This window comes from Variovorax guangxiensis, from assembly GCF_003952165.1.
GTDB classification, from domain to species: domain Bacteria; phylum Pseudomonadota; class Gammaproteobacteria; order Burkholderiales; family Burkholderiaceae_C; genus Variovorax; species Variovorax guangxiensis.
The window spans coordinates 125,854-145,100 of sequence record NZ_RXFT01000008.1 but is presented as its reverse complement, the minus strand read 5'-3'; the positions used below and the strand labels follow the sequence as shown (position 1 = coordinate 145,100).

At 68.3% G+C, this 19,247-nt stretch carries 17 protein-coding genes; 5 read left to right on the top strand and 12 right to left on the bottom strand.

All coding sequences use genetic code 11. The annotated features are described in order from the left end of the window. Position 1: 1 nt before the first annotated feature. From EJP67_RS19610 to EJP67_RS19565, 10 genes are all read right to left on the bottom strand, one after another. The gene (locus EJP67_RS19610; RefSeq protein ID WP_126023375.1) at positions 2 to 1,576 is read right to left on the bottom strand and encodes an alkaline phosphatase D family protein; all 1,575 of its coding nucleotides are present in this window, start codon (positions 1,574 to 1,576) and stop codon (positions 2 to 4) included. Positions 1,577 to 1,678: 102 nt separating this feature from the next. Further along, the gene (locus EJP67_RS19605; protein ID WP_126023374.1) at positions 1,679 to 2,929 is read right to left on the bottom strand and encodes an MFS transporter; all 1,251 of its coding nucleotides are present in this window, start codon (positions 2,927 to 2,929) and stop codon (positions 1,679 to 1,681) included. Between the two features lie 132 nt (positions 2,930 to 3,061). Continuing rightward, entirely contained in the window at positions 3,062 to 3,754 is a 693-nt protein-coding gene (gene urtE / locus EJP67_RS19600) for an urea ABC transporter ATP-binding subunit UrtE (protein WP_093197661.1), read from the bottom strand. Between the two features lie 13 nt (positions 3,755 to 3,767). Further along, positions 3,768 to 4,646 carry an urea ABC transporter ATP-binding protein UrtD gene (gene urtD / locus EJP67_RS19595; RefSeq protein WP_126023373.1) on the bottom strand — a complete coding sequence of 293 codons (879 nt, stop codon included), beginning with the start codon at positions 4,644 to 4,646 and terminating at the stop codon, positions 3,768 to 3,770. Next, positions 4,643 to 5,863: an urea ABC transporter permease subunit UrtC gene (gene urtC / locus EJP67_RS19590; protein WP_126023372.1), complete on the bottom strand. Its 1,221-nt coding sequence runs from the start codon at positions 5,861 to 5,863 to the stop codon at positions 4,643 to 4,645. Before urtC ends, urtD begins: the two co-directional genes overlap by 4 nt. Next, positions 5,860 to 7,407: an urea ABC transporter permease subunit UrtB gene (urtB, locus tag EJP67_RS19585; protein WP_126023371.1), complete on the bottom strand. Its 1,548-nt coding sequence runs from the start codon at positions 7,405 to 7,407 to the stop codon at positions 5,860 to 5,862. Before urtB ends, urtC begins: the two co-directional genes overlap by 4 nt. Positions 7,408 to 7,590: 183 nt before the next feature. Next, entirely contained in the window at positions 7,591 to 8,859 is a 1,269-nt protein-coding gene (gene urtA / locus EJP67_RS19580; protein WP_019657838.1) for an urea ABC transporter substrate-binding protein, read from the bottom strand. Positions 8,860 to 8,975: 116 nt separating this feature from the next. Further along, positions 8,976 to 9,296 carry a nucleotide pyrophosphohydrolase gene (locus tag EJP67_RS19575; RefSeq protein ID WP_126023370.1) on the bottom strand — a complete coding sequence of 107 codons (321 nt, stop codon included), beginning with the start codon at positions 9,294 to 9,296 and terminating at the stop codon, positions 8,976 to 8,978. An 88-nt stretch (positions 9,297 to 9,384) separates the two neighbouring features. Continuing rightward, the gene (locus EJP67_RS19570; protein WP_126023369.1) at positions 9,385 to 10,857 is read right to left on the bottom strand and encodes an MFS transporter; all 1,473 of its coding nucleotides are present in this window, start codon (positions 10,855 to 10,857) and stop codon (positions 9,385 to 9,387) included. Positions 10,858 to 10,921: 64 nt separating this feature from the next. Further along, positions 10,922 to 11,317 carry a nuclear transport factor 2 family protein gene (locus EJP67_RS19565; RefSeq protein WP_126023368.1) on the bottom strand — a complete coding sequence of 132 codons (396 nt, stop codon included), beginning with the start codon at positions 11,315 to 11,317 and terminating at the stop codon, positions 10,922 to 10,924. A 119-nt stretch (positions 11,318 to 11,436) separates the two neighbouring features. Here EJP67_RS19565 and EJP67_RS19560 point away from each other — a divergent pair, with 119 nt between their 5' ends. After that, positions 11,437 to 12,366, top strand: a complete 930-nt coding sequence (locus EJP67_RS19560; protein WP_126023367.1) for an AraC family transcriptional regulator — start codon at positions 11,437 to 11,439, stop codon at positions 12,364 to 12,366. 12 nt (positions 12,367 to 12,378) lie between these two features. Here the strand turns inward: EJP67_RS19560 and EJP67_RS19555 are convergent, their stop codons facing one another. Beyond that, positions 12,379 to 13,431 carry an extracellular catalytic domain type 1 short-chain-length polyhydroxyalkanoate depolymerase gene (locus tag EJP67_RS19555; RefSeq protein WP_126023366.1) on the bottom strand — a complete coding sequence of 351 codons (1,053 nt, stop codon included), beginning with the start codon at positions 13,429 to 13,431 and terminating at the stop codon, positions 12,379 to 12,381. Positions 13,432 to 13,498: 67 nt separating this feature from the next. Next, a complete protein-coding gene (gene ppk2 / locus EJP67_RS19550; RefSeq protein ID WP_126023365.1) occupies positions 13,499 to 14,428 on the bottom strand; it encodes a polyphosphate kinase 2 in 930 nt (309 codons plus the stop codon). Positions 14,429 to 14,580: 152 nt separating this feature from the next. On the opposite strand from ppk2, the gene EJP67_RS19545 reads away from it, so the two are divergent. The 4 genes from EJP67_RS19545 to EJP67_RS19530 all read left to right on the top strand — a co-directional run bounded on the left by EJP67_RS19545 (position 14,581) and on the right by EJP67_RS19530 (position 19,236). After that, on the top strand, positions 14,581 to 16,212 hold the full coding sequence (locus EJP67_RS19545) for an inorganic phosphate transporter (RefSeq protein ID WP_126023364.1): 1,632 nt from the start codon (positions 14,581 to 14,583) through the stop codon (positions 16,210 to 16,212). Between the two features lie 18 nt (positions 16,213 to 16,230). Continuing rightward, complete coding sequence (locus EJP67_RS19540) at positions 16,231 to 17,307, top strand: transporter (RefSeq protein ID WP_126023363.1); 1,077 nt, start codon at positions 16,231 to 16,233, stop codon at positions 17,305 to 17,307. A 97-nt stretch (positions 17,308 to 17,404) separates the two neighbouring features. Further along, a complete protein-coding gene (locus EJP67_RS19535; protein WP_019657848.1) occupies positions 17,405 to 18,262 on the top strand; it encodes a 3',5'-nucleoside bisphosphate phosphatase in 858 nt (285 codons plus the stop codon). Continuing rightward, the gene (locus tag EJP67_RS19530) at positions 18,259 to 19,236 is read left to right on the top strand and encodes a DMT family transporter (protein ID WP_126023362.1); all 978 of its coding nucleotides are present in this window, start codon (positions 18,259 to 18,261) and stop codon (positions 19,234 to 19,236) included. The genes EJP67_RS19535 and EJP67_RS19530 overlap by 4 nt, the downstream gene beginning before the upstream one ends. Positions 19,237 to 19,247: the final 11 nt, after the last annotated feature.

Here is a 19,247-nt window from a genome sequence, read left to right as displayed (position 1 = left end):
TTCAGCTGGCTTCGGCGTGCACGCCGGGCGCGCCGTGCTCGACTGAGAAGCGCGCCATGGTGCCGACCGGCGAATCGGCCGTCTTCTCGTCTTCCACCGCGCGGAACTCGACCGAGCAGCCGCGTGCATCGAGCGTGGCGAGCGCATAGCCGCGCCTGTCGGCCCGGCCATAGCGCAGCTGCGGGTTCTTCGCGAGCATGTTCGCCACGCTGGCGGCGCTGGGCCCCTCGGAAGTGATGGCGCCGCCGACGAACTCGGTCGCGACCAGCGGGCCCTGCTGCGCATCGCCGCGCCGCAGGTCGGCGGCCCAAAAGGCGTGCACGTCGCCGCTGGCGACCAGCGCATTGCCGCCGCGCGCCTTGTGTTCGGCCAGCGCGTCGAGCAGGCGCGCGCGGGCGGCGGCATAGCCGTCCCAGCCGTCCATCCAGTAGCCGTGTTCTGCGCCGCGCTTGCGGTCGGCCTCGGCCAGCAGCGTGGGCTGGGCGAGCACGGTCCAGCGCGCGGGCGGCGCGGCCAACTCGCGCTCCAGCCAGGCCTGCTGCTGCGCGCCGAAGAAGCTGCGCCCGGGCGCGAGCCGGTCGGCGCAATCGGCCAGCGGCGAGGCGCTGCGACCCGAAAGGCAGGCGTGGTGCGAGCGGTACTGGCGCCCGTCGGTCAGCAGCAGGTCGAGCATGCGGCCGAAACGGTGGCGGCCGTAGATGAGCGCATCGGGGCCGCGCGGGCGCATGCTGGCGGGCACGGGCATGTGCTCGTACCAGGCCTGGTAGGCGGCGGCGCGGATCGCGAGGAACTGCGCTGGATCCGCCGTGCGCGGCGACTCGTCGTTCGTGTAGTCGTTCGCCACTTCGTGGTCGTCCCAGGTCACGAGCCACGGGAAGGCGGCGTGTGCGGCCTGCAACTGCGCATCGGCCTTGTAGAGCGCGTAGCGGTCGCGGAACTCGCCGAGCTGCGTGGGAATGCCACCCTCGTGCCGGCGCACCTGGTGCGACTTGCGGGAGCTTTCGTAGATGTAGTCGCCCAGGTGCACCACGAAGTCGAGCGGCTGCGCGGCCATGTCGCGGTAGGCGGCGTAGTAGCCATGCTCGTAGTGCTGGCAGGAGGCGAAGGCGAAGCACAGCTGTTGCAGGGCTTCGTCGTTGTCGGCCGGCGTGGTGCGCGTGCGGCCGGCAGGGCTGCGCGCACCGCCAGCGGTGAAGCGATACCAGTACCAGCGCGCCGGCGGCAGGCCTTGCACCTCGACGTGCACCGAGTGCGCCAGCTCCGCTGTCGCGACGGCCCTGCCCTTGGCGACGATGCGCCTGAAGCTCTCGTCGTCGGCGACCTCCCAGTTCACTTCGACAGGCGCATCGCCCATGCCGCCGCCGTGCAGCGGCTCCGGCGCGAGCCGCGTCCAGAGCACGAAGCCGTCGGCACGGGGCGCGCCAGAGGCGACGCCCAGCGTGAACGGATAGTCTGGTGTGGCGCCTGCCGGCTGTGCATGCAGCCGCAGCAAGGGGTGGCCGACGAATGCGGCCGCAAGGCCGGCGCCCAGCAGACGCCGGCGCGAGAACGAGGGCAGGAAAGGCCGCGAGCTCATTCTTCGCATGCCAGGGTGATGGGCGAGGTCATCCACGGCAATGTCGTCCGCTTCGCTCACCCCTGTCAACCGGGGCCCTGCGAAACGGCCGCGGCCCGAAGATCAGCAGGCGACGGCTGCAGGCCGGCGCGCCGCGGCGCGTGCGCTGGCCACCGCCCAGCCGAAGATGCTGAGCCCCGCCAGCGCCAGAAGCGCGCCGACCCAGCCGGTCGAAGTCCAGCCCAGGCCTGCCGCGATCGCGACGCCGCCGAGCCATGCGCCCAGCGCGTTGGCCATGTTGAAGGCCGAGTGGTTGAGCGCGGCCGCGAGCGTCTGCGCGTCGCCCGCCACGTCCATCAGGCGGATCTGCAGTGCCGGGCCGATGGCCACGGTCGAGCCGATGAGGAACACGTTGACGGCGGCCGCGACGACGTTGTGCGCCGCGAAGGTGAACACCGCGAGCACCAGCGCCGCGTAGACCATCACGCCGCCGATGGTGCGCATCACCGACTTGTCGGCCAGCCGCGAGCCCACGAGGTTGCCCACCACCATGCCGAGGCCGAAGAGCGCGAGCACGATGGGCACGCCGCCCACCGGCATGCCGGCCACCTCGATCAGCGAGGGCTTGATGTAGCTGAACACCGAGAACATGCCGCCGAAGCCGATGGCGGCGATGCCGAGCGTGAACCACACCTGCTTGCGCTTGAGTGCGCCGAGTTCGCGCCAGGGGCTGGCGCCGGCGGCGGGCGCCATGTCGGGGATGTCGCGGCGAAGCAGCGCGATGGCCACCAGCGCGATGAGGCCCACGAACACGAATGCCGCGCGCCAGCCGAAGAACTGGCCCAGCCACGCCGCGATGGGCACGCCCACCAGCGTGGCGCCGGTGAGCCCCAGCATCACGAGCCCCACGGCCCGCGCGCGGCGCCCCGGCGGCGCCAGCGTGGCGGCCACCAGCGCGGCCACGCCGAAGTAGGTGCCGTGCGGCAGCCCCGCCGCGAAGCGCAGCAGGTTCAGCAGCAGGTAGTTGGGAGCGGCGGCGCTGGCGAAGTTGCCCGCCGCGAACACGGCCATGAGCGCGATCAGCAGCGCGCGGCGGCGCCAGCCGGCGGCCAGCACCGCGAGCACCGGAGCGCCGATGACCACGCCGAGCGCATAGGCGCTGATGACGTGGCCGGCCTGCGGGATGCTCACGCCGATGTCGCGTGCGACCTCGGGCAGCAGGCCCATGATGACGAACTCGCCAGTGCCGATGGCGAAGCCGCCGACCCCGAGCGCGAGCACCGCGCGCAGGAAGTTGGCGGGCGCGCCCGAAGGCAGCTTGAAGGAAGAAATGTCGGTGGCCGCGCTGTCCTGCGCGGGTGGGGAGGCGTTCAAGGCCAGGCTCCTGGGAGGGGTGCCCGGCGGCAGCGGGCAAGGCGCGATTTTAGGGTAAACCCTGAAATCGCACCGATACGCAGATGCCGAAGACCTTGTACTGGCAGGGCCGCGAGGGCCTTGCCCGTGGACTCAGATGGCCACCAGCTGCCGCACGCCCTGCGCTTCCATGTCCTTGCCGAGGCCGCGCGCAATGACTTCGCCGCGCTCCATCACGAGGTAGTCGTCGGCCAGTTCCTGGGCGAAGTCGTAGTACTGCTCGCACAGCACGATGGCCATGTCGCCCCGGTCGGCCAGCATGCGGATGACGCGGCCGATGTCCTTGATGATGCTGGGCTGGATGCCCTCGGTGGGCTCGTCGAGGATCAGCAGGCGCGGCTTGGGCGCCAGCGCCCGGGCAATCGCCAGCTGCTGCTGCTGGCCGCCGGAGAGGTCGCCGCCCCTTCTGTTCATCATCTGCCTGAGCACGGGGAAGAGCTCGTACAGCTCCGCCGGTATGGGCGTGCCGCCGCTCTTGTAGGCCAGGCCCATGCGCAGGTTCTCCTCGACCGTGAGCCGCGCGAAGATCTCGCGGCCCTGCGGCACGAAGCCGATGCCGGCCCTGGCCCGCTCATAGGGCGTGGCCTTGTGGATCGGCTTGCCTTCGAGCTCGATGCTGCCGCTCTTGATGGGCACCAGGCCCATGAGCGACTTCAGCAGCGTGGTCTTGCCCACGCCATTGCGGCCCAGCAGCACGGTGACCTTGCCGAGCTTCGCCTCGAAGCTCACGTCGCGCAGGATGTGGGAGCCGCCGTAGTACTGGTGGATGTTCTTGACTGTCAGCATGGTTCGTTCCCCCTCAGCGGCCCAGGTAGACCTCGATCACCCGCTCGTCGGCCTGCACCTCGTCCAGCGTGCCCTGCGCGAGCACGGAGCCGTCGCACAGCACGGTGACGATCTCGGAGATGGTGCGGATGAAGCTCATGTCGTGCTCCACCACCATCAGCGAGTGCTTGCCCTTGAGCGAAAGGAAGAGCTCGGCAGTGCGGGCCGTTTCCTCGTCGGTCATGCCGGCCACGGGCTCGTCGAGCAGCAGCAGCTTCGGGTCCTGCATCAGCAGCATGCCGATTTCCAGCCACTGCTTCTGCCCATGGCTCAGGTTGCCGGCCAGGCGCGAGACGCTGTCGGCGAGGTGGATGGTCTCCAGCACCTCGGCGAGCCGGTCGCTCTGCGCAGAGTCGAGCCGGAAGAGCATCGACGAGCGCACGCCCTTGTCGGTCTTCAGCGCCAGTTCCAGGTTCTCGAACACGGTCAGGTGCTCGAACACCGTCGGCTTCTGGAACTTGCGCCCGATGCCCAGCTGCGCGATTTCCGCCTCGCGGTGGCGCAGCAGGTCGATGGTGCTGCCGAAGAACACCGTGCCTTCGTCGGGCCGGGTCTTGCCGGTGATGATGTCCATCATCGTCGTCTTGCCGGCGCCGTTCGGTCCGATGATGCAGCGCAACTCGCCCGGCGCGATGTCCAGCGAAAGCTTGTTGATGGCCTTGAAGCCATCGAAGCTCACGCTCACGTCTTCGAGGTAGAGGATGCGGCCGTGCGTGACGTCGACCTCGCCCGGCGTGACGTGGCGGCCGAAGTCGGCGGTGCGCCCACCCGACTCGGTGCTGCCGCTCACGTAGTGGATGCCGCTGGCGCGTGCGGCGCGCTCGGCGCCGGCTTCCATCAGGTCTGGCGTCATGCTCGCGCTCCCTTCGCATCCACCGGCAGCGAGGCCAGCGCGTCGGGCTCTACGCCCTGCTCCGCCGCGACGGCGCGGCGTGCATCCTGCGCAGGCTCGGGCGGCGTGGTCTTCTTTTTCTCCCTCGACAACCACTTGCGCACCAGCCCCACGATGCCGTTCGGCAGGAACAGCGTGACAGCAATGAACAAGGCGCCCAGGAAGTACAGCCAGTATTCCGGATAGGCCACCGTGAGCCAGCTCTTCGCACCGTTGACGATGAAGGCACCGATGATCGGCCCGATCAGCGTCGCGCGCCCGCCCACCGCTGCCCAGATGGCGATCTCGATGGAGTTGGCGGCGCTCATCTCACCCGGATTGATGATGCCGACCTGCGGCACGTACAGCGCGCCGGCCACGCCGCACATGACGGCCGAGATCACCCAGATCGTGAGCTTGTACGGCAGCGGGTTGTAGCCCGAGAACATCACGCGCGTCTCGGCATCGCGGATGGCCTGCAGCACGCGGCCGAACTTGCTGCCGATGAGCCACTTGGCGAACAGGAAGAAGCCCAGCAGCGTGGCGCCGGTGAGCGCGAAGAGCGTCATGCGCATTTCCTGCGTGGCGATCGGGATGCCCAGGATGCGCTTGAAGTCGGTGAAGCCGTTGTTGCCGCCGAAGCCCGTCTCGTTGCGGAAGAAGAGCAGCATGGCAGCGAAGGTCATGGCCTGCGTGATGATCGAGAAGTACACGCCCTTGATGCGCGAGCGGAACGCGAAGAAGCCGAACACGAAGGCGATGAGGCCCGGCACCGCGACGATCAGCACCAGCGTGGCGATGAAGCTGTCGCTGAAGGTCCAGTGCCAGGGCAGCGTCTTCCAGTCGAGGAACACCATGAAGTCCGGCAGGTCGCTCTTGTAGTTGCCGTCGCGGCCGATCTGGCGCATGAGGTACATGCCCATCATGTAGCCGCCCAGTGCGAAGAAGAGGCCGTGGCCCAGCGAGAGGATGCCGGTGTAGCCCCAGATCAGGTCCATGGCCAGCGCGCAGATCGCGTAGCACATGATCTTGCCGACCAGCGCCACCGCGTAGTCGCTCATGTGCAGCGGGCTGTCGACGGGCACCCACATGTTCAGCACGGGCGCCAGCGCGCACACCACGATGAGCGCGACGAAGAAGGCCGTCCAGCCCTTGCCGCTCAGCAGCGGCCCCTTGGTTGGAAGTACGACCTTGCTCATGCCTCTGCGCTCCGGCCTTTCATTGCGAAGATGCCTTGAGGCCGCTTCTGGATGAAGATGATGATGAAAACGAGCACCGCGATCTTCGCGAGCACCGCGCCCGCCCAGCCCTCGATGAACTTGTTGAGAATGCCCAGCCCCAGCGCCGCGTACACGGTGCCCGCGAGCTGGCCGACGCCGCCCATCACGACCACCATGAAGCTGTCGACGATGTAGCTCTGGCCCAGGTCGGGGCCGACATTGCCGATCTGGCTCAAGGCGCAGCCGGCAAGCCCGGCGATGCCGGAGCCGAGCGCGAAGGCATAGGTGTCGATGCGCGCTGTGTTCACGCCCATGCACGAGGCGATCGGACGGTTCTGCGTGACGCCGCGCACGAACAGGCCCAGCCGCGTGCGGCCGATGAGCCAGCCCATGGCCAGCAGCACCAACGCGGCGAAGACGATGATGCAGATGCGGTTCCACGGCAGCGTGACGTTGCTCAGCATGGTGAAGCCGCCGCTCATCCAGCCCGGGTTTTCCACGCCGACGTTCTGCGCGCCGAAGATGGAGCGCACCAGCTGCTGCAGCATCAGGCTGATGCCCCAGGTGGCCAGCAGCGTCTCGAGCGGGCGGCCGTAGAGGAAGCGGATCACGCCGCGCTCCAGCACCGCGCCGACAAGCGCCGATGCGAGGAACGACACGGGAATGGCGGCCACCAGGTACCAGCCGAACGCCGCCTCGGGCATGTACTTCTGGAAGATGCCCTGCATCACGTAGGTGGCGTAGGCGCCGATCATCATCAGCTCGCCATGGGCCATGTTGATCACGCCCATCAGCCCGTAGGTGATGGCCAGGCCCAGCGCGGCCAGCAGCAGCACCGAGCCCAGGCTGACGCCGCTGAACACGGCGTTGATGCGATCGCCCCAGACCAGCGCGCCGTCGATGCTCGAAATGGACGCGACGATGGCGGCCTTGACGTCGGCCTCGGTCTCGTCGGCCAGGCGCTGGTTGAGCAGCAGCTTGGTGTCTGGGTTGCGGTTGTTGCCAAGCTCCTTCGCCGCGGCGAGGCGCTTGGCCTTGTCGGCGCTGCCGAGCATGCTGGCGGCGCGCACCAGCTCCAGCTGGGACTTGATCTTGGGGTTGGTCTCGGCGGCCAGCGCCTTCTCGACCATCGGCAGGCGCGACTCGTCGGGCTCCTTGAAGAGCGCCTGCGCGGCCTCGGCGCGCACCGCGTCGTCCTTGCTCGTGAGCTTGAGCGCGGCCTGCGCGGCATCGAGCGCGCCGCGCATGAGGTTGTTGTTGACGACGTCCTCGGCGGTGTCGGGCACCTTCAGCTCGGTGCCGGTGACCGGGTCGTAGCCTTTGTCGTCCTTCATCACGAAGACCTTGTCTTCGGTGTACTTGACCGCGTCGTCGGACATGGCCTGGATGAAGGCTGCCGTCTTGTCGTCTGCCGTGAGCACGGCCTTGTTGAGCGCGGCGATGCGGGCTTCGGAATCGCCGGAGGCGATGGCCCGGGCTTCGTCGGCGGTCAGCGCGTGGACGGCCGATGCCATGAGGAGCATGGCGGCGAGTGCGCAGTGAAGGGATCGTCGAAGCATCATGAAACTGGAAGTTGGATCGGCTCCCTCCCCCGCTGGGGGAGGGTTGGGGTGGGGGCACGCGGCGTCTGAACAAGCGCAGTGCTCGAATCGACCGCCGTCAGCCCCCACCCCGGCCCTCCCCCAGCGGGGGAGGGAGAAACACACTTACATCGATTTGCCAGCCGGATAGTCAGGCTTCTTGTCGTTGCCTTCGATATACGGGCTCCACGGCTTGGCCTTGACCGGACCCGGCGTCTTCCACACCACGTTGAACTGGCCGTCGGCCTTGATCTCGCCGATGAACACGCTCTTGTGCAGGTGGTGGTTCTTCTCGTCCATCTTCGAGACAATGCCCGAAGGCGCCGTGAAGGTCTGGCCGGCCATGGCGGCGATCACCTTGTCGGTGTCCGTCGACTTGGCCTTCTCGACCGCCTGCTTCCACATGTGGATGCCGATCCAGGTGGCTTCCATCGGGTCGTTGGTGAGCGGCTTGTCCTTGTGGCCGGCGATGTTCTTGGCCTTGGCGTACTCGCTCCACTGCTTGATGAAGGCGGTGTTGGTCGGGTTCTTGATCGACATGAAGTAGTTCCATGCGGCCAGGTGGCCCACCAGCGGCTTGGTGTCGACGCCGCGCAGTTCTTCCTCGCCCACCGAGAAGGCGACCACCGGCACGTCCTTGGCCTTCAGGCCGGCGTTGCCCAGTTCCTTGTAGAAGGGCACGTTGGAGTCGCCGTTGATGGTCGAGACCACCGCCGTCTTGCCGCCGGCCGAGAACTTCTTGATGTCGGCCACGATGGTCTGGTAGTCGCTGTGGCCGAAGGGGGTGTACTTCTCGTCGATGTCGGATTCCTTCACGCCCTTGCTCTTCAGGTAGGCGCGCAGGATCTTGTTGGTGGTGCGGGGGTACACGTAGTCGGTGCCCAGCAGCACCCAGCGCTTGGCGCCGCCGCCTTCCTTACTCATCAGGTAGTCGACGGCCGGAATGGCCTGCTGGTTGGGCGCGGCGCCCGTGTAGAACACGTTCTTGGAGAGCTCTTCACCCTCGTACTGCACGGGGTAGAACAGCAGGCCGTTCATTTCCTCGACCACCGGCAGCACCGACTTGCGCGACACCGAGGTCCAGCAGCCGAAGATGACCGAAACCTTGTCCTGGCCGAGCAGCTGCTTGGTCTTCTCGGCGAACAGCGGCCAGTTGGAGGCCGGGTCGACCACCACGGGCTCGAGCTGCTTGCCCAGCACGCCGCCCTTCTTGTTGATGTCGTCGATCGCCATCAGCACCGTGTCCTTCAACACGGTTTCCGAGATGGCCATCGTGCCCGACAGCGAGTGCAGCACGCCGACCTTGATGGTGTCGGCTGCGAATGCGGGCGCAGCAGAAATGCTGGCCAGCGCGACGGCGGCGGTGAGCGCCTTGAGGGTGAAACGACGTTGCATGTGGACTCCTGCTCCGGGGTTGGTTGAACCTTTTCGACAGCCTTGGCTGGCGTGGGAGGGAGTCTGCGGAATGCACCACAAAGGGGAAATACGCCGGGTGGCGTACACGGACGTACTCAGGCCGGCGGCGCAGGGTACTTGCGGGCGTTGAGGAGCATCTTGCTGCGCGCCGCCTCGATCACGTCGATGCCGAGCTTGTCGGCGAGCTGCAGCAGGTAGAGGAAGACGTCGGCGACCTCGGTGCCGATCTCTGCGCGCTTGTCGGCCGGCAGGTCGCGGCTCTGGGCCTCGGTGAGCCACTGGAAGTGTTCGAGCAGCTCGGCGGCCTCCACCGAAAGTGCGCAGGCAAGGTTCTTGGGGGAGTGGAACTGCTCCCAGTCGCGGGCCTGGGCGAAGTCGCGAAGGGCTTGGATGAGCGATTGCAGATCGGATTCCATGGCACACCTGTCGTTGTGCGGCGAGTGTGGCATGGGCTTCGGGAACAAACCCAATCTGGGCATGCGAATGCCCGGATTGGGCAGGCACTCACGATCGGGCCGGCGTTGCCCGGCTTCCGCGCCGATGCAGCACAGCCACAAGCAGCGCCGACACCGTCAGATACAGCAGCGCCACCCCGAAGGCGCTCGCATACGCCCCCGCATCCGGCGCATGGCCGAGCCGCCCGTAGAAAAGAATGCCGATCAGCGCCACGCCCAGCGCGTTGCTCGCCTGCTGCACCATCGAGATCACGCCCGAGGCCACGCCCGCATGCTGCGGCGGCAGGCCGGCCAGTACGGTGGACACCAGCGGCGCCATCACCATGCCGAGCCCCGCGCCCTGCACCAGAAGCAACGGCACCATGCACGCCACGAGGTGCGAGTGCCCGGGCCAGACGGCCACGTTGACGAACTGCAGCGCATGCCCCGCGGCGAGCACAAGGGCACCGAGCGCGATGGGCGGCTTGCCGCCGAAGCGGCGCGCGAGGCGCGCACCCATCATCGACGTCGCGAAGAAGCCGGCCGCCAGCGCCGTGAAGACGATGCCCGAGCTGAGCGGGTCGAGGGCCAGGCCCTGCTGCAGGTAGAGCGCGAGCACGAAGTAGAGCGAGGCGTTGCCCACGTAGAAGGCCAGCGTCGTGAGCAGGCCCATGCCGAAGCGGCCGTTGGCGAGCAGCACCGGAGCTACGAGCGGCGCACCGCCACGCACTGCGAGCCGGCGCTGCTGGTGTGCAAAGGCTGCGAGCAGCGGCAGCGCCGCAGCAAGGCACAGCCAGCTCCAGAGCGGCCAGCCCTGTTCGCGGCCTTCCACCAGCGGCAGCACCACTGCCGCCGAGCCCGCGGCCACGAGCAGCATGCCGACGAGGTCGAGGCGGCTGTTGCCGCTGTTCGCCAGCGGCGCAATGACGCGCGGTGCAAGCGTCAGCGCCAACAGGCCGATCGGCACGTTGATGAGAAAGCAGCTGCGCCAGCCAAGACCCGCCAGGTCGGCATGGATCAACAGGCCGCCGACCAGCTGCCCGAGCGTGGCGCCCAGCCCCAGCGTGAGTCCATAGGCCGCGAAGGCGCGCGCCCGGTCTTCCCCGGTGTAGGCCAGGCCGATCATCGCCAGCACCTGCGGCTGCAGCAGCGCGCCGGCCAGTCCCTGCAGCACGCGTGCCGCCACCAGCAGTTCGGCGTTCGGCGCCAGGCCGCAGGCGGCCGAAGCGAGCGTGAACAGCAGCAGGCCCAGCATGAACATGCGACGGCGCCCGAACAGGTCGCCGAGCCGGCCGCCGGTGATCAGGCCCGCGGCGGTAGCGAGGCCGTAGCCGGCCACCACCAGCTGCAGGGTGCCCGCGCTCGCCCGCAGTTCGCGCTGCATCGAGGGCAGCGCGACGTTGACGATGAAGAAGTCCAGCACCACGAGGAAGGTGCCGCTGAGCATGACCCACAGGCCCAGCCGGCCGGGACGTGTCGCGTCCGGACTCTGGCTGCCGGTGGAAGAAAGCGATGCTGCCGAAGCGATGTTTGACTGCGTCATGATGGATTCGAGTGTTGGAAGGAAGCGGCGTGAAGGCAATGACCTCGGAGGTCATCGGCCGGGCTCAGGCGGTGGGCGTGGGCAGGATGAACTGGTAGTCCGTGGCGATGCGGCCGTCTTCGGCCAACACCAGGAACTCCAGCCCGAGCGCGGCCACCGGGCCGCCCGCGGCCGGGACCATGTGCCAATGGAACATCACCGCGCCATGCAGGAACTGGGCGTCTCCTGCACGGACGAAGCGAAAGCCGGCGTCGCGCACGTTCTTCTCATGCGAGCCGGTGACGCGCTGCTGCAGCGCCTCGTGGCCCCTGGCCTGCAGCGTGCGCACGTAGTGCTCGCCGTCGGGCACCCAGAGGCCGGCGATGGCGGCGCGCCTCGCCTCGGCATCGGGTTCGTTCCAGACGGCGACGTAGCGGTCGGCGAGTTCGGAGAAATCGGTGAAGGCGGTTCTGGTGTTCATGGCCTGCTCCTGCTGGTTCGTGAATGAGTGAGGCCGCAGTTTCTGTCGCCTACACTGGACAGTGAATGACCAGGCGGCCGAAAATCTTGTCCATTCGTCCACCACTTAAGGAGCCTTCGATGGACCCGCTAGACGACATCTTTGCCGCCATGAGGGTGCGCAGCGCGCTGTATGCCCGCCTCGAGGCCGGCGCGCCCTGGGGCGTGAGCCTGGCGGGCGGCGAGAGCGCACGCTTCGGGCTCGTGGTGCGCGGCGGCTGCCTGCTGGAGGTCGAGGGCATGGCGCAGCCGGTGGCACTGGCGGCTGGCGACTGCTATGTGCTGGCGCACGGCACGCCTTACATCCTGCGCGACCATCCGAATACGCCGACCGTGAGCTGCGCTTCCGTCGTGCGCGACCGCATCGGCGGGCTGGTGGAGCTCGGCGGCACGGGCACGGCGGCGTCGGTGATCTGCGGCTGGTTCCACTTCGACCAGCGCGCCGCGCGGCCGCTGCTCGATCTGCTGCCGGTGCTGCTCCACGTGAAGATGGAACAGGCCCGCGCCCTTGCGCTGCAGGGCACGCTGCAGCTGCTGGCCATGGAAACCGGCGAGCCGGGCCTGGGTTCGAGCCTGCTCGTGAGCCGGCTGGCCGACATCGTGTTCGTCCAGGCGGTGCGCGCGCACGTCGCGGCCAACGCCGAATCGCAGACGGGGTGGCTGGCCGCTCTGGCCGATGCCCGCATCGGCCCCGCGCTGCGCGCGATGCACAAGGAGATTGCGCACGACTGGACGGTGGAGGCGCTCGCCGCCGTCGCGAACCTCTCGCGCTCGGCCTTCGCACAGCGTTTTCGCGAGCGGGTGGGACAGGCGCCTCTGGAGTACCTCACGCAATGGCGCATGTTCAAGGCCGGCAACATGCTGGGACAAGGCAACGCCGCCCTGGGGGCGATCGCCGCGGCAGTGGGCTACGAGTCGGAGGCGGCGTTCAGCAAGGCCTTCAAGCGCAGCAAGGGGATGGCGCCCAGCGCGTGGCGGGCTGCTGCGCGCGAAGGAGCGGTCGCCGCATAGCCGCCCCTTCCGCTAGACCTTCTTCGGGCCTCCAGCGGCCTTGAATTGCGCGGCGGCAAACGCCCAGGCCATGCGCGTGGCATCGGGCCCCTCGGGGTCGCTGAACAGCAGCTTCGGCGCTCCGCCGCTCCACGAATGGCCGAGTCCCGCGATCTCGCACAGCGTGACGAGCGTGCGCCCCTTGCGCCTGAAGTCGGTCACCCGCATCGCACGGCGCTTGCCGCGCTGCACCTCGCGCGTCAACCCTGGCCGCGCGCCCACGGCGGTCGCCCATACAGCAGCGCTGCTGGCGGCATTGCTCGGCGCGACCACCGCGTCGGCATCGCCGTGCAACACGAGCATCGGCGGCAGGGTGGTGAAGACCGCCGCCGCGCCCATCGCCTTGCCGACGGCCGTGGTGGGCATGGGCGGCACGTGCTCGCCGCGCATCGCGCCCAGGGCGGTGGCGGGCGACTTCGCCGCGCCGGGCGCCACGCCCGAATGCATGACGACGGCGCGGAAGCGGTTCGGGTAGCGCGTCGCGAGCAGCGCCGCCATGCTCGCGCCGGCGGAAAGGCCGGCCAGCGCCACGCGGTCGCGGTCGACGGGATAGAGCAGGCAGGCCTGGTCGATGGCGGCCATCAGCGTGGCGGCCTCGGCATCGGCCTTGCCGGAGCGGCGCTCGTACCAGTTCCAGCAGCCCTGCGGATGGGCGATCCGGTCCTGTTCGGGGTAGAGCACCAGGAAGCGCTGGCGCACGGCCAGTGCGTTCATGCGGGTACTCGCGGCGAAGTCACGGCCGGTCTGGCCACAGCCGTGCAGCATCACCATGAGCGGCAGGCGCTCGCCCGGCTTCAGTTCGAGACCGGCCGGCCGGAACAGGTGATAGCCGCGCGCGCCGCCCGGCCCGACGGCCACCCCGCTGAGCCAGTCGCCCCTGCCGGGCGGCGGCTTGAGCCGTTTGGCGGTCGCGCGCTGGACCTGTCCCGCAATGCGCTTGCTGTTGCTCAGGGTGGCCTTGGTGAGCGCACGCAGGTTGCGCTCGTAGGCGCGGGCAAAGACTGAAGCTGTGGAACGACGAGCCATGGCGCGCAGTGTGACCGCAAAGCGCCGGCCGGCCTACCCTTGGCCGGCCGCAAGGACCGCGCGTGCCTCAGTAGATTTCAGGAACGATCATGTTCGCCGGCACGGGCTGGCGCAGGTAGTCGGCATGGCGCACGCGCTCGGGCAGCTCGACCGGGGGATGCGGCACTTCCTGGTAGGGCAGCTGGCCCAGCAGGTGGCTGATGCAGTTCAGGCGCGCCTTCTTCTTGTCGACCGCCTGCACCACCCACCACGGCGCCTCCGGAATGTGCGTGCGCTCCAGCATGATTTCCTTCGCCTTGGTGTATTCCTCCCAGCGGCGGCGGCTCTCGAGGTCCATGGGGCTCAGCTTCCATTGCTTGAGCGGGTCGTGGATGCGGCCGAGGAAGCGCATGTGCTGCTCGTCGTCGGTGATGGAGAACCAGTACTTGATGAGCTTGATGCCCGAGCGCACGAGCATCTTCTCGAACTCGGGAACGGTGCGGAAGAACTCCTCGTACTCGTCGTCGGAGCAGAAGCCCATCACGCGCTCGACGCCGGCGCGGTTGTACCAGCTGCGGTCGAAAAGCACCATCTCGCCGGCCGCCGGCAGGTGCGCCACGTAGCGCTGGAAATACCACTGGGTGCGTTCGCGGTCGTTGGGCGCCGGCAGCGCGGCCACGCGGGCCACGCGCGGGTTCAGCCGCTGGGTGATGCGCTTGATGACGCCGCCCTTGCCCGCCGCGTCGCGGCCTTCGAACAGGATGACGACCTTCTGCTTGCTGTGCTGCACCCAGTCCTGCAGCTTGACCAGCTCGCCCTGCAGGCGGAACAGCTCCTTGAAGTAGGCCTGGCGGGCGGCCTTGTCGGCGGAGGATGCCGCGGTGACCGAAGCGGGGTCGAGGCCGTCGATGTTGCGGTCCTCGATCTCCAGCTCGAGCTCTTCGTCGTAGCTGTCGATCAGGTCGCGGGCGATGCGTTGCATCAGGTCTTCATGGTCGGGAAGTGCGCTCGTCAGCATGGTGGGGCGGCAGGAGAAAGGATTGAAGAGGGAGACGAAAAAGCATGCTGCTCGCCCCAAATGACGACTACGTGACAGTTTTGACGCCGTTGACATGTAGTTGTCATACGCGGCGAACACCATCTGGAGCCATTCCAACACCCCAGAATCCCATGAACACGCTCGCAGCCCCGCATGCCGAGTTGCCGTCGGCGTCCGCCGCGCAACGGCCCAAGCTCGACGCCAAGCCCGGTCCGCTCACGCTGATCACCTTCGTGGGCCTGCTGGCCGCCGGCCTGCTCTTCACGGCCTGGAGCCTGGTCGGCGACGTCACCGCCTCCGGCGCGCCCGTCACCACCTGGGTGCCCTACATACTTCTTGGCGTGGCACTGCTGATCGCACTGGGCTTCGAGTTCGTCAACGGCTTCCACGACACCGCCAACGCGGTCGCGACCGTCATCTACACCCACTCGCTGCCGCCGAACTTCGCGGTGGTCTGGTCGGGCTTCTTCAACTTCCTGGGCGTGATGGTGTCCAGCGGCGCGGTGGCCTTCGGCATCATCGCGCTGCTGCCGGTGGAGCTCATCCTGCAGGTGGGCTCGGGCGCCGGCTTCGCGATGGTGTTCGCGCTGCTGATCGCCGCCATCATCTGGAACCTGGGCACCTGGTGGCTGGGCCTGCCGGCATCGTCGTCGCACACGCTGATCGGCTCGATCATCGGCGTGGGCGTGGCCAACGCGCTGATGCATGGGCGCGACGGCACCAGCGGGGTCGACTGGGCGCAGGCCACCAAGGTGGGCTACTCGCTGCTGCTGTCGCCGATGGTCGGCTTCGGCTGCGCCGCCCTGCTGCTGCTGGCGCTGCGCGCCTTCGTGAAGAACCGCGCCCTGTATGAAGAGCCCAAGGGAACCGAGCCGCCGCCGTGGTGGATCCGCGGCCTGCTGATCCTCACCTGCACGGGTGTGTCGTTCGCGCACGGCTCGAACGATGGACAGAAGGGCATGGGCCTGATCATGCTGATCCTGGTGGGCACGGTGCCGATGGCCTATGCGCTGAACCGCGCGATGCCCGCCGACGAGAACGTCAAGTTCGTGGCCGTGGCCGAGATGGCGCAGAACGCGCTGAACCGCAGCGTGCCGACTTCGCTGCCGGCCATGGCACCCGCTGCCGCGCGCGACACGCTCTCCACCTACGTGCGCACCCGCGAGTTCACGCTGGCCGTTGTGCCGGCCCTGGCCGCGACGGCCGGCAGCATCGGCACGCAGGTGCGCCAGCATGGCTCGCTGGCTGGCGTTCCGGCGGAGGCCGTCGCCAACGTGCGCAACGACATGTACCTGGCCTCCGAGGCCATCCGCCACCTCGACAAGAGCGGCGCGGCCAGGTTTGACGACGAGACGAAGCTGCGCGTGAACACGTTCCGCCAGGAACTCGACAGCGCCACGCGCTTCATCCCGCTGTGGGTCAAGGTGGCGGTGGCCATCGCGCTGGGCCTCGGCACGATGATCGGCTGGAAGCGCATCGTGGTCACGGTCGGCGAGAAGATCGGCAAGACGCACCTGAGCTACGCGCAGGGGGCATCGGCCGAGGTGGTGGCCATGGTCACCATCGGCGCGGCCGACATGTACGGGCTGCCGGTGTCGACCACTCACGTGCTGTCTTCGGGCGTGGCCGGCACGATGACGGCGAGCGGCTCGGGCCTGCAGATGTCCACGCTGCGCAACCTCGCGCTGGCCTGGGTGCTGACGCTGCCGGTGGCCATGCTGCTGTCGGGATCGCTCTACTGGCTCTTCACCCGCATCTTCTGAACTCGCGCTCCTAACATCTTGTCGGCATTCCATGATCTCGCAGCCCAGTCGTACGGGGGCGACGAAGCCGGGCTGATCTGCGGCTACCTCTTCGACGCCCGCGCGGCCGAGCCCGCACGGGCCATCGACTCGGCACAGGCCGCCGCCTGGCTGGCCGAGCAGCGCGATGTCGAAACCAGCGAGGCCCAGGCCGGCTGCGAAGGCGAGGACGCGCAGCAGAACCCGCCCTACGTCTGGCTGCACTTCAACCTGAGCCACGCGCACGCCGAGCGCTGGCTGGTGCGGCACGCAAACCTCTCCGACACCTTCTACGAGACGCTGCACGAGGGCCTGCCCTCCACGCGCATCGAGCGCGACGACGACTCGCTGATCGCCGTCATCAACGACGTGCACTTCGAGTTCAGCTTCGAGCCCTCGGACATCTCCACGCTGTGGATCAGCGTCGGCCCGCGCCTCGTGGTCACGGCCCGCACCAAGCCGCTGCGCTCGGTCGATGCGCTGCGCACCGCGGTGAAGGCGGGCGACGCGCCGCGCTCCAGCACCGAACTGCTCGAACACCTGCTGCGCGCGCAGGCCGATGTGCTGGTGAAGATCGTGCGCGGCGTCACCTCGCGCATCGACCGCATCGAGGACGAACTGCTCGCCGGCCGCCTCGACCACAAGCGCGCGCGCCTGGGCGTGCTGCGCCGGCTGCTGGTGCGGCTGCAGCGGCTGCTGGCGCCCGAGCCGGCGGCGCTGTTCCGGCTGCTGCAGGGGCCGCCGGGCTGGATGTCCGAGCCTGACGCGCAGGCGCTGCGCGGCTCGACCGAGGAGTTCTCGGTGGTGCTGCGCGACATGCAGGCGCTGCAGGAGCGCATCAAGCTGCTGCAGGAAGAGATCGCCGCCAACGTCAACGAGGACAACAACCGCAGCCTGTTCGTTCTGACGGTGGTCACGGTGCTTGCGCTGCCGATCAACATCCTGGCCGGCCTGTTCGGCATGAACGTGGGCGGCATCCCGCTGGCGGACCACAAGCACGGCTTCTGGATCGTGGTGGCGATCGTGGCCACCTTCACCGCGGTGGCGGCCTGGGCGGCTTTCCGCAAGCAGCGCTGAGGCGCATGCAGCGGCGCATTAATGCTATTTATTTAATAGCATCTTTTGCAGTATCCACGCGCCCGCAACAGGGTTCCAGACCCCATAGAATGCGGGGGTGTCCTCCATTCTCAATGCCGATCTTCATTGCCACTCCGTGGTCTCCGACGGCACGCTGACGCCCGAAGAACTGGCGGCGCGCGCCGCAGCCAACGGGGTGGAACTCTGGGCCCTCACCGACCATGACGAGATCGGCGGGCAGCACCGCGCAGCGGCCGCGGCCCGTGCCAACGGCATGCGCTACCTCACCGGCACCGAGATTTCCGTGACCTTCGCGGGCGAGACGGTGCACATCGTCGGCCTGGGCTTCGACCCCGACGACGCGGCCATCTCGCAGGGCCTGTACGACACGCGCGGCGGCCGCGGCAAGCGGGCGCAGGAAATGTCCGAGGGGCTGGCCAAGGTCGGCATCCACGGCGCCTATGAAGGCGCGCTCAAGTTCGTCGGCAATCCCGAACTCATCTCGCGCACGCACTTCGCGCGCTTTCTCGTCGAACAGGGCCACTGCCGCGACACGCCCGAGGTGTTCCGCAAGTTCCTCACCGAAGGCAAGCCCGGCTACGTGCCGCACCGCTGGGCCACGCTGAAAGATGCAGTGCACTGGATCACCGCCGCCAAGGGCCTGGCCGTGATCGCCCACCCGGGCCGCTACAAGTTCACGGCCAACGAGGAGTACGCGCTGTTCCTCGAATTCAAGGCACATGGCGGCAAGGCGATCGAGGTCGTCACCGGCAGCCACACGCCGGCCGAGTTCGTCGAGTACGCCGACAAGGCGCTCGAGTTCGATTTCGCCGCCTCGCGCGGCAGCGATTTCCACAGCCCCGACGAGAGCCACTGCGATCTCGGCAAGCTGCCGCCCCTGCCCGGCGCGCTCACTCCCGTGTGGGAACTGCTCGGCGACCGTATCCAGCAGTGAGCCCAAGCCCCGGGACCAGCAACGACAACGCGGCGACCGTTGCGCTGGCAGCCGCTCGCGTGGCGCAGCAGCGAAGCCTCGGCAAGGAATCGGAACGCATCCTCGCCGGCATCGGCCTCGTGATACTGGCCGTGGCCTGCTTCGCCACGCTCGACACCGCTACCAAGTACTCCACGCTGGGCGTGCCCATCCTGATGGGCGTGTGGTTCCGCTATGCCTTCCAGGCGGTGGCGACCACGCTGGTGCTGCTGCCGCTGCGCGGCACGGCGCTGTTGCACACGAAGCATCCCCGCTACCAGGCGCTGCGCGGTGCGCTGCTGCTGGCATCGAGCATCTTCGCCTTCCTGAGCCTGCGCTACATGCCGCTGGCGGAGTTCACCTCGATCGTGCTGATCGCGCCGCTAGTCATCACGCTGCTGGCGGCCACCACGCTCAAGGAGCACGTCTCGCCGCTGCGCTGGACGCTGGTGGCGGGCGGCTTCATCGGCACGCTGGTCATCCTGCGGCCAGGCGGCGGCGCGTTCAGCTGGGCCGTTCTGCTGCCGCTGGGGCTGGTGCTGAGCAACGCCTGGTTCCAGGTGCTCACGAGCAAGCTGGCGCAGACCGAGAACCCGCTGACCATGCACTTCTACACCGGCTGGGTGGGCACGCTGATCGTCTCGCTCGTCGTGCCCTTCGTGTGGACCTCGCTGCCCTCCTGGGAATGGTGGGCGCTGCTGTGCCTCATGGGCTTCATGGGCACGGTGGGGCACTTCATGCTGATCCTGGCCTACCAGCGCGCGCCGGCGTCCACGCTCACGCCTTATCTCTATGCGCAGATCGCGTTCGCCATGCTTGGCGGCTGGATCGTCTTTTCCCACGTGCCGGACCGCTTCTCGCTCATCGGCATGGGGATGATCGCGGTCTGCGGCGCGGCCGGCGCGTGGCTCACGGTGCGCGAGCGCCGCGTGCCCATCGAGCCCGCCGAATCCTGACCAGGAAACCT

What these genes read in the sequence shown, in the direction of transcription:
- urtE (WP_093197661.1), bottom strand. Translation starts at nt 3,754, where the DNA reads ATGCTGACAGTCAAGAACATCCACCAGTACTACGGCGGCTCCCACATC.
- EJP67_RS19545 (WP_126023364.1), top strand. Translation starts at nt 14,581, where the DNA reads ATGAACACGCTCGCAGCCCCGCATGCCGAGTTGCCGTCGGCGTCCGCC.
- urtC (WP_126023372.1), bottom strand. Translation starts at nt 5,863, where the DNA reads ATGAGCAAGGTCGTACTTCCAACCAAGGGGCCGCTGCTGAGCGGCAAG.
- urtD (WP_126023373.1), bottom strand. Translation starts at nt 4,646, where the DNA reads ATGACGCCAGACCTGATGGAAGCCGGCGCCGAGCGCGCCGCACGCGCC.
- urtB (WP_126023371.1), bottom strand. Translation starts at nt 7,407, where the DNA reads ATGCTCCTCATGGCATCGGCCGTCCACGCGCTGACCGCCGACGAAGCC.
- EJP67_RS19610 (WP_126023375.1), bottom strand. Translation starts at nt 1,576, where the DNA reads ATGAGCTCGCGGCCTTTCCTGCCCTCGTTCTCGCGCCGGCGTCTGCTG.
- EJP67_RS19555 (WP_126023366.1), bottom strand. Translation starts at nt 13,431, where the DNA reads ATGGCTCGTCGTTCCACAGCTTCAGTCTTTGCCCGCGCCTACGAGCGC.
- ppk2 (WP_126023365.1), bottom strand. Translation starts at nt 14,428, where the DNA reads ATGCTGACGAGCGCACTTCCCGACCATGAAGACCTGATGCAACGCATC.
- EJP67_RS19575 (WP_126023370.1), bottom strand. Translation starts at nt 9,296, where the DNA reads ATGGAATCCGATCTGCAATCGCTCATCCAAGCCCTTCGCGACTTCGCC.
- urtA (WP_019657838.1), bottom strand. Translation starts at nt 8,859, where the DNA reads ATGCAACGTCGTTTCACCCTCAAGGCGCTCACCGCCGCCGTCGCGCTG.
- EJP67_RS19560 (WP_126023367.1), top strand. Translation starts at nt 11,437, where the DNA reads ATGGACCCGCTAGACGACATCTTTGCCGCCATGAGGGTGCGCAGCGCG.
- EJP67_RS19565 (WP_126023368.1), bottom strand. Translation starts at nt 11,317, where the DNA reads ATGAACACCAGAACCGCCTTCACCGATTTCTCCGAACTCGCCGACCGC.
- EJP67_RS19570 (WP_126023369.1), bottom strand. Translation starts at nt 10,857, where the DNA reads ATGACGCAGTCAAACATCGCTTCGGCAGCATCGCTTTCTTCCACCGGC.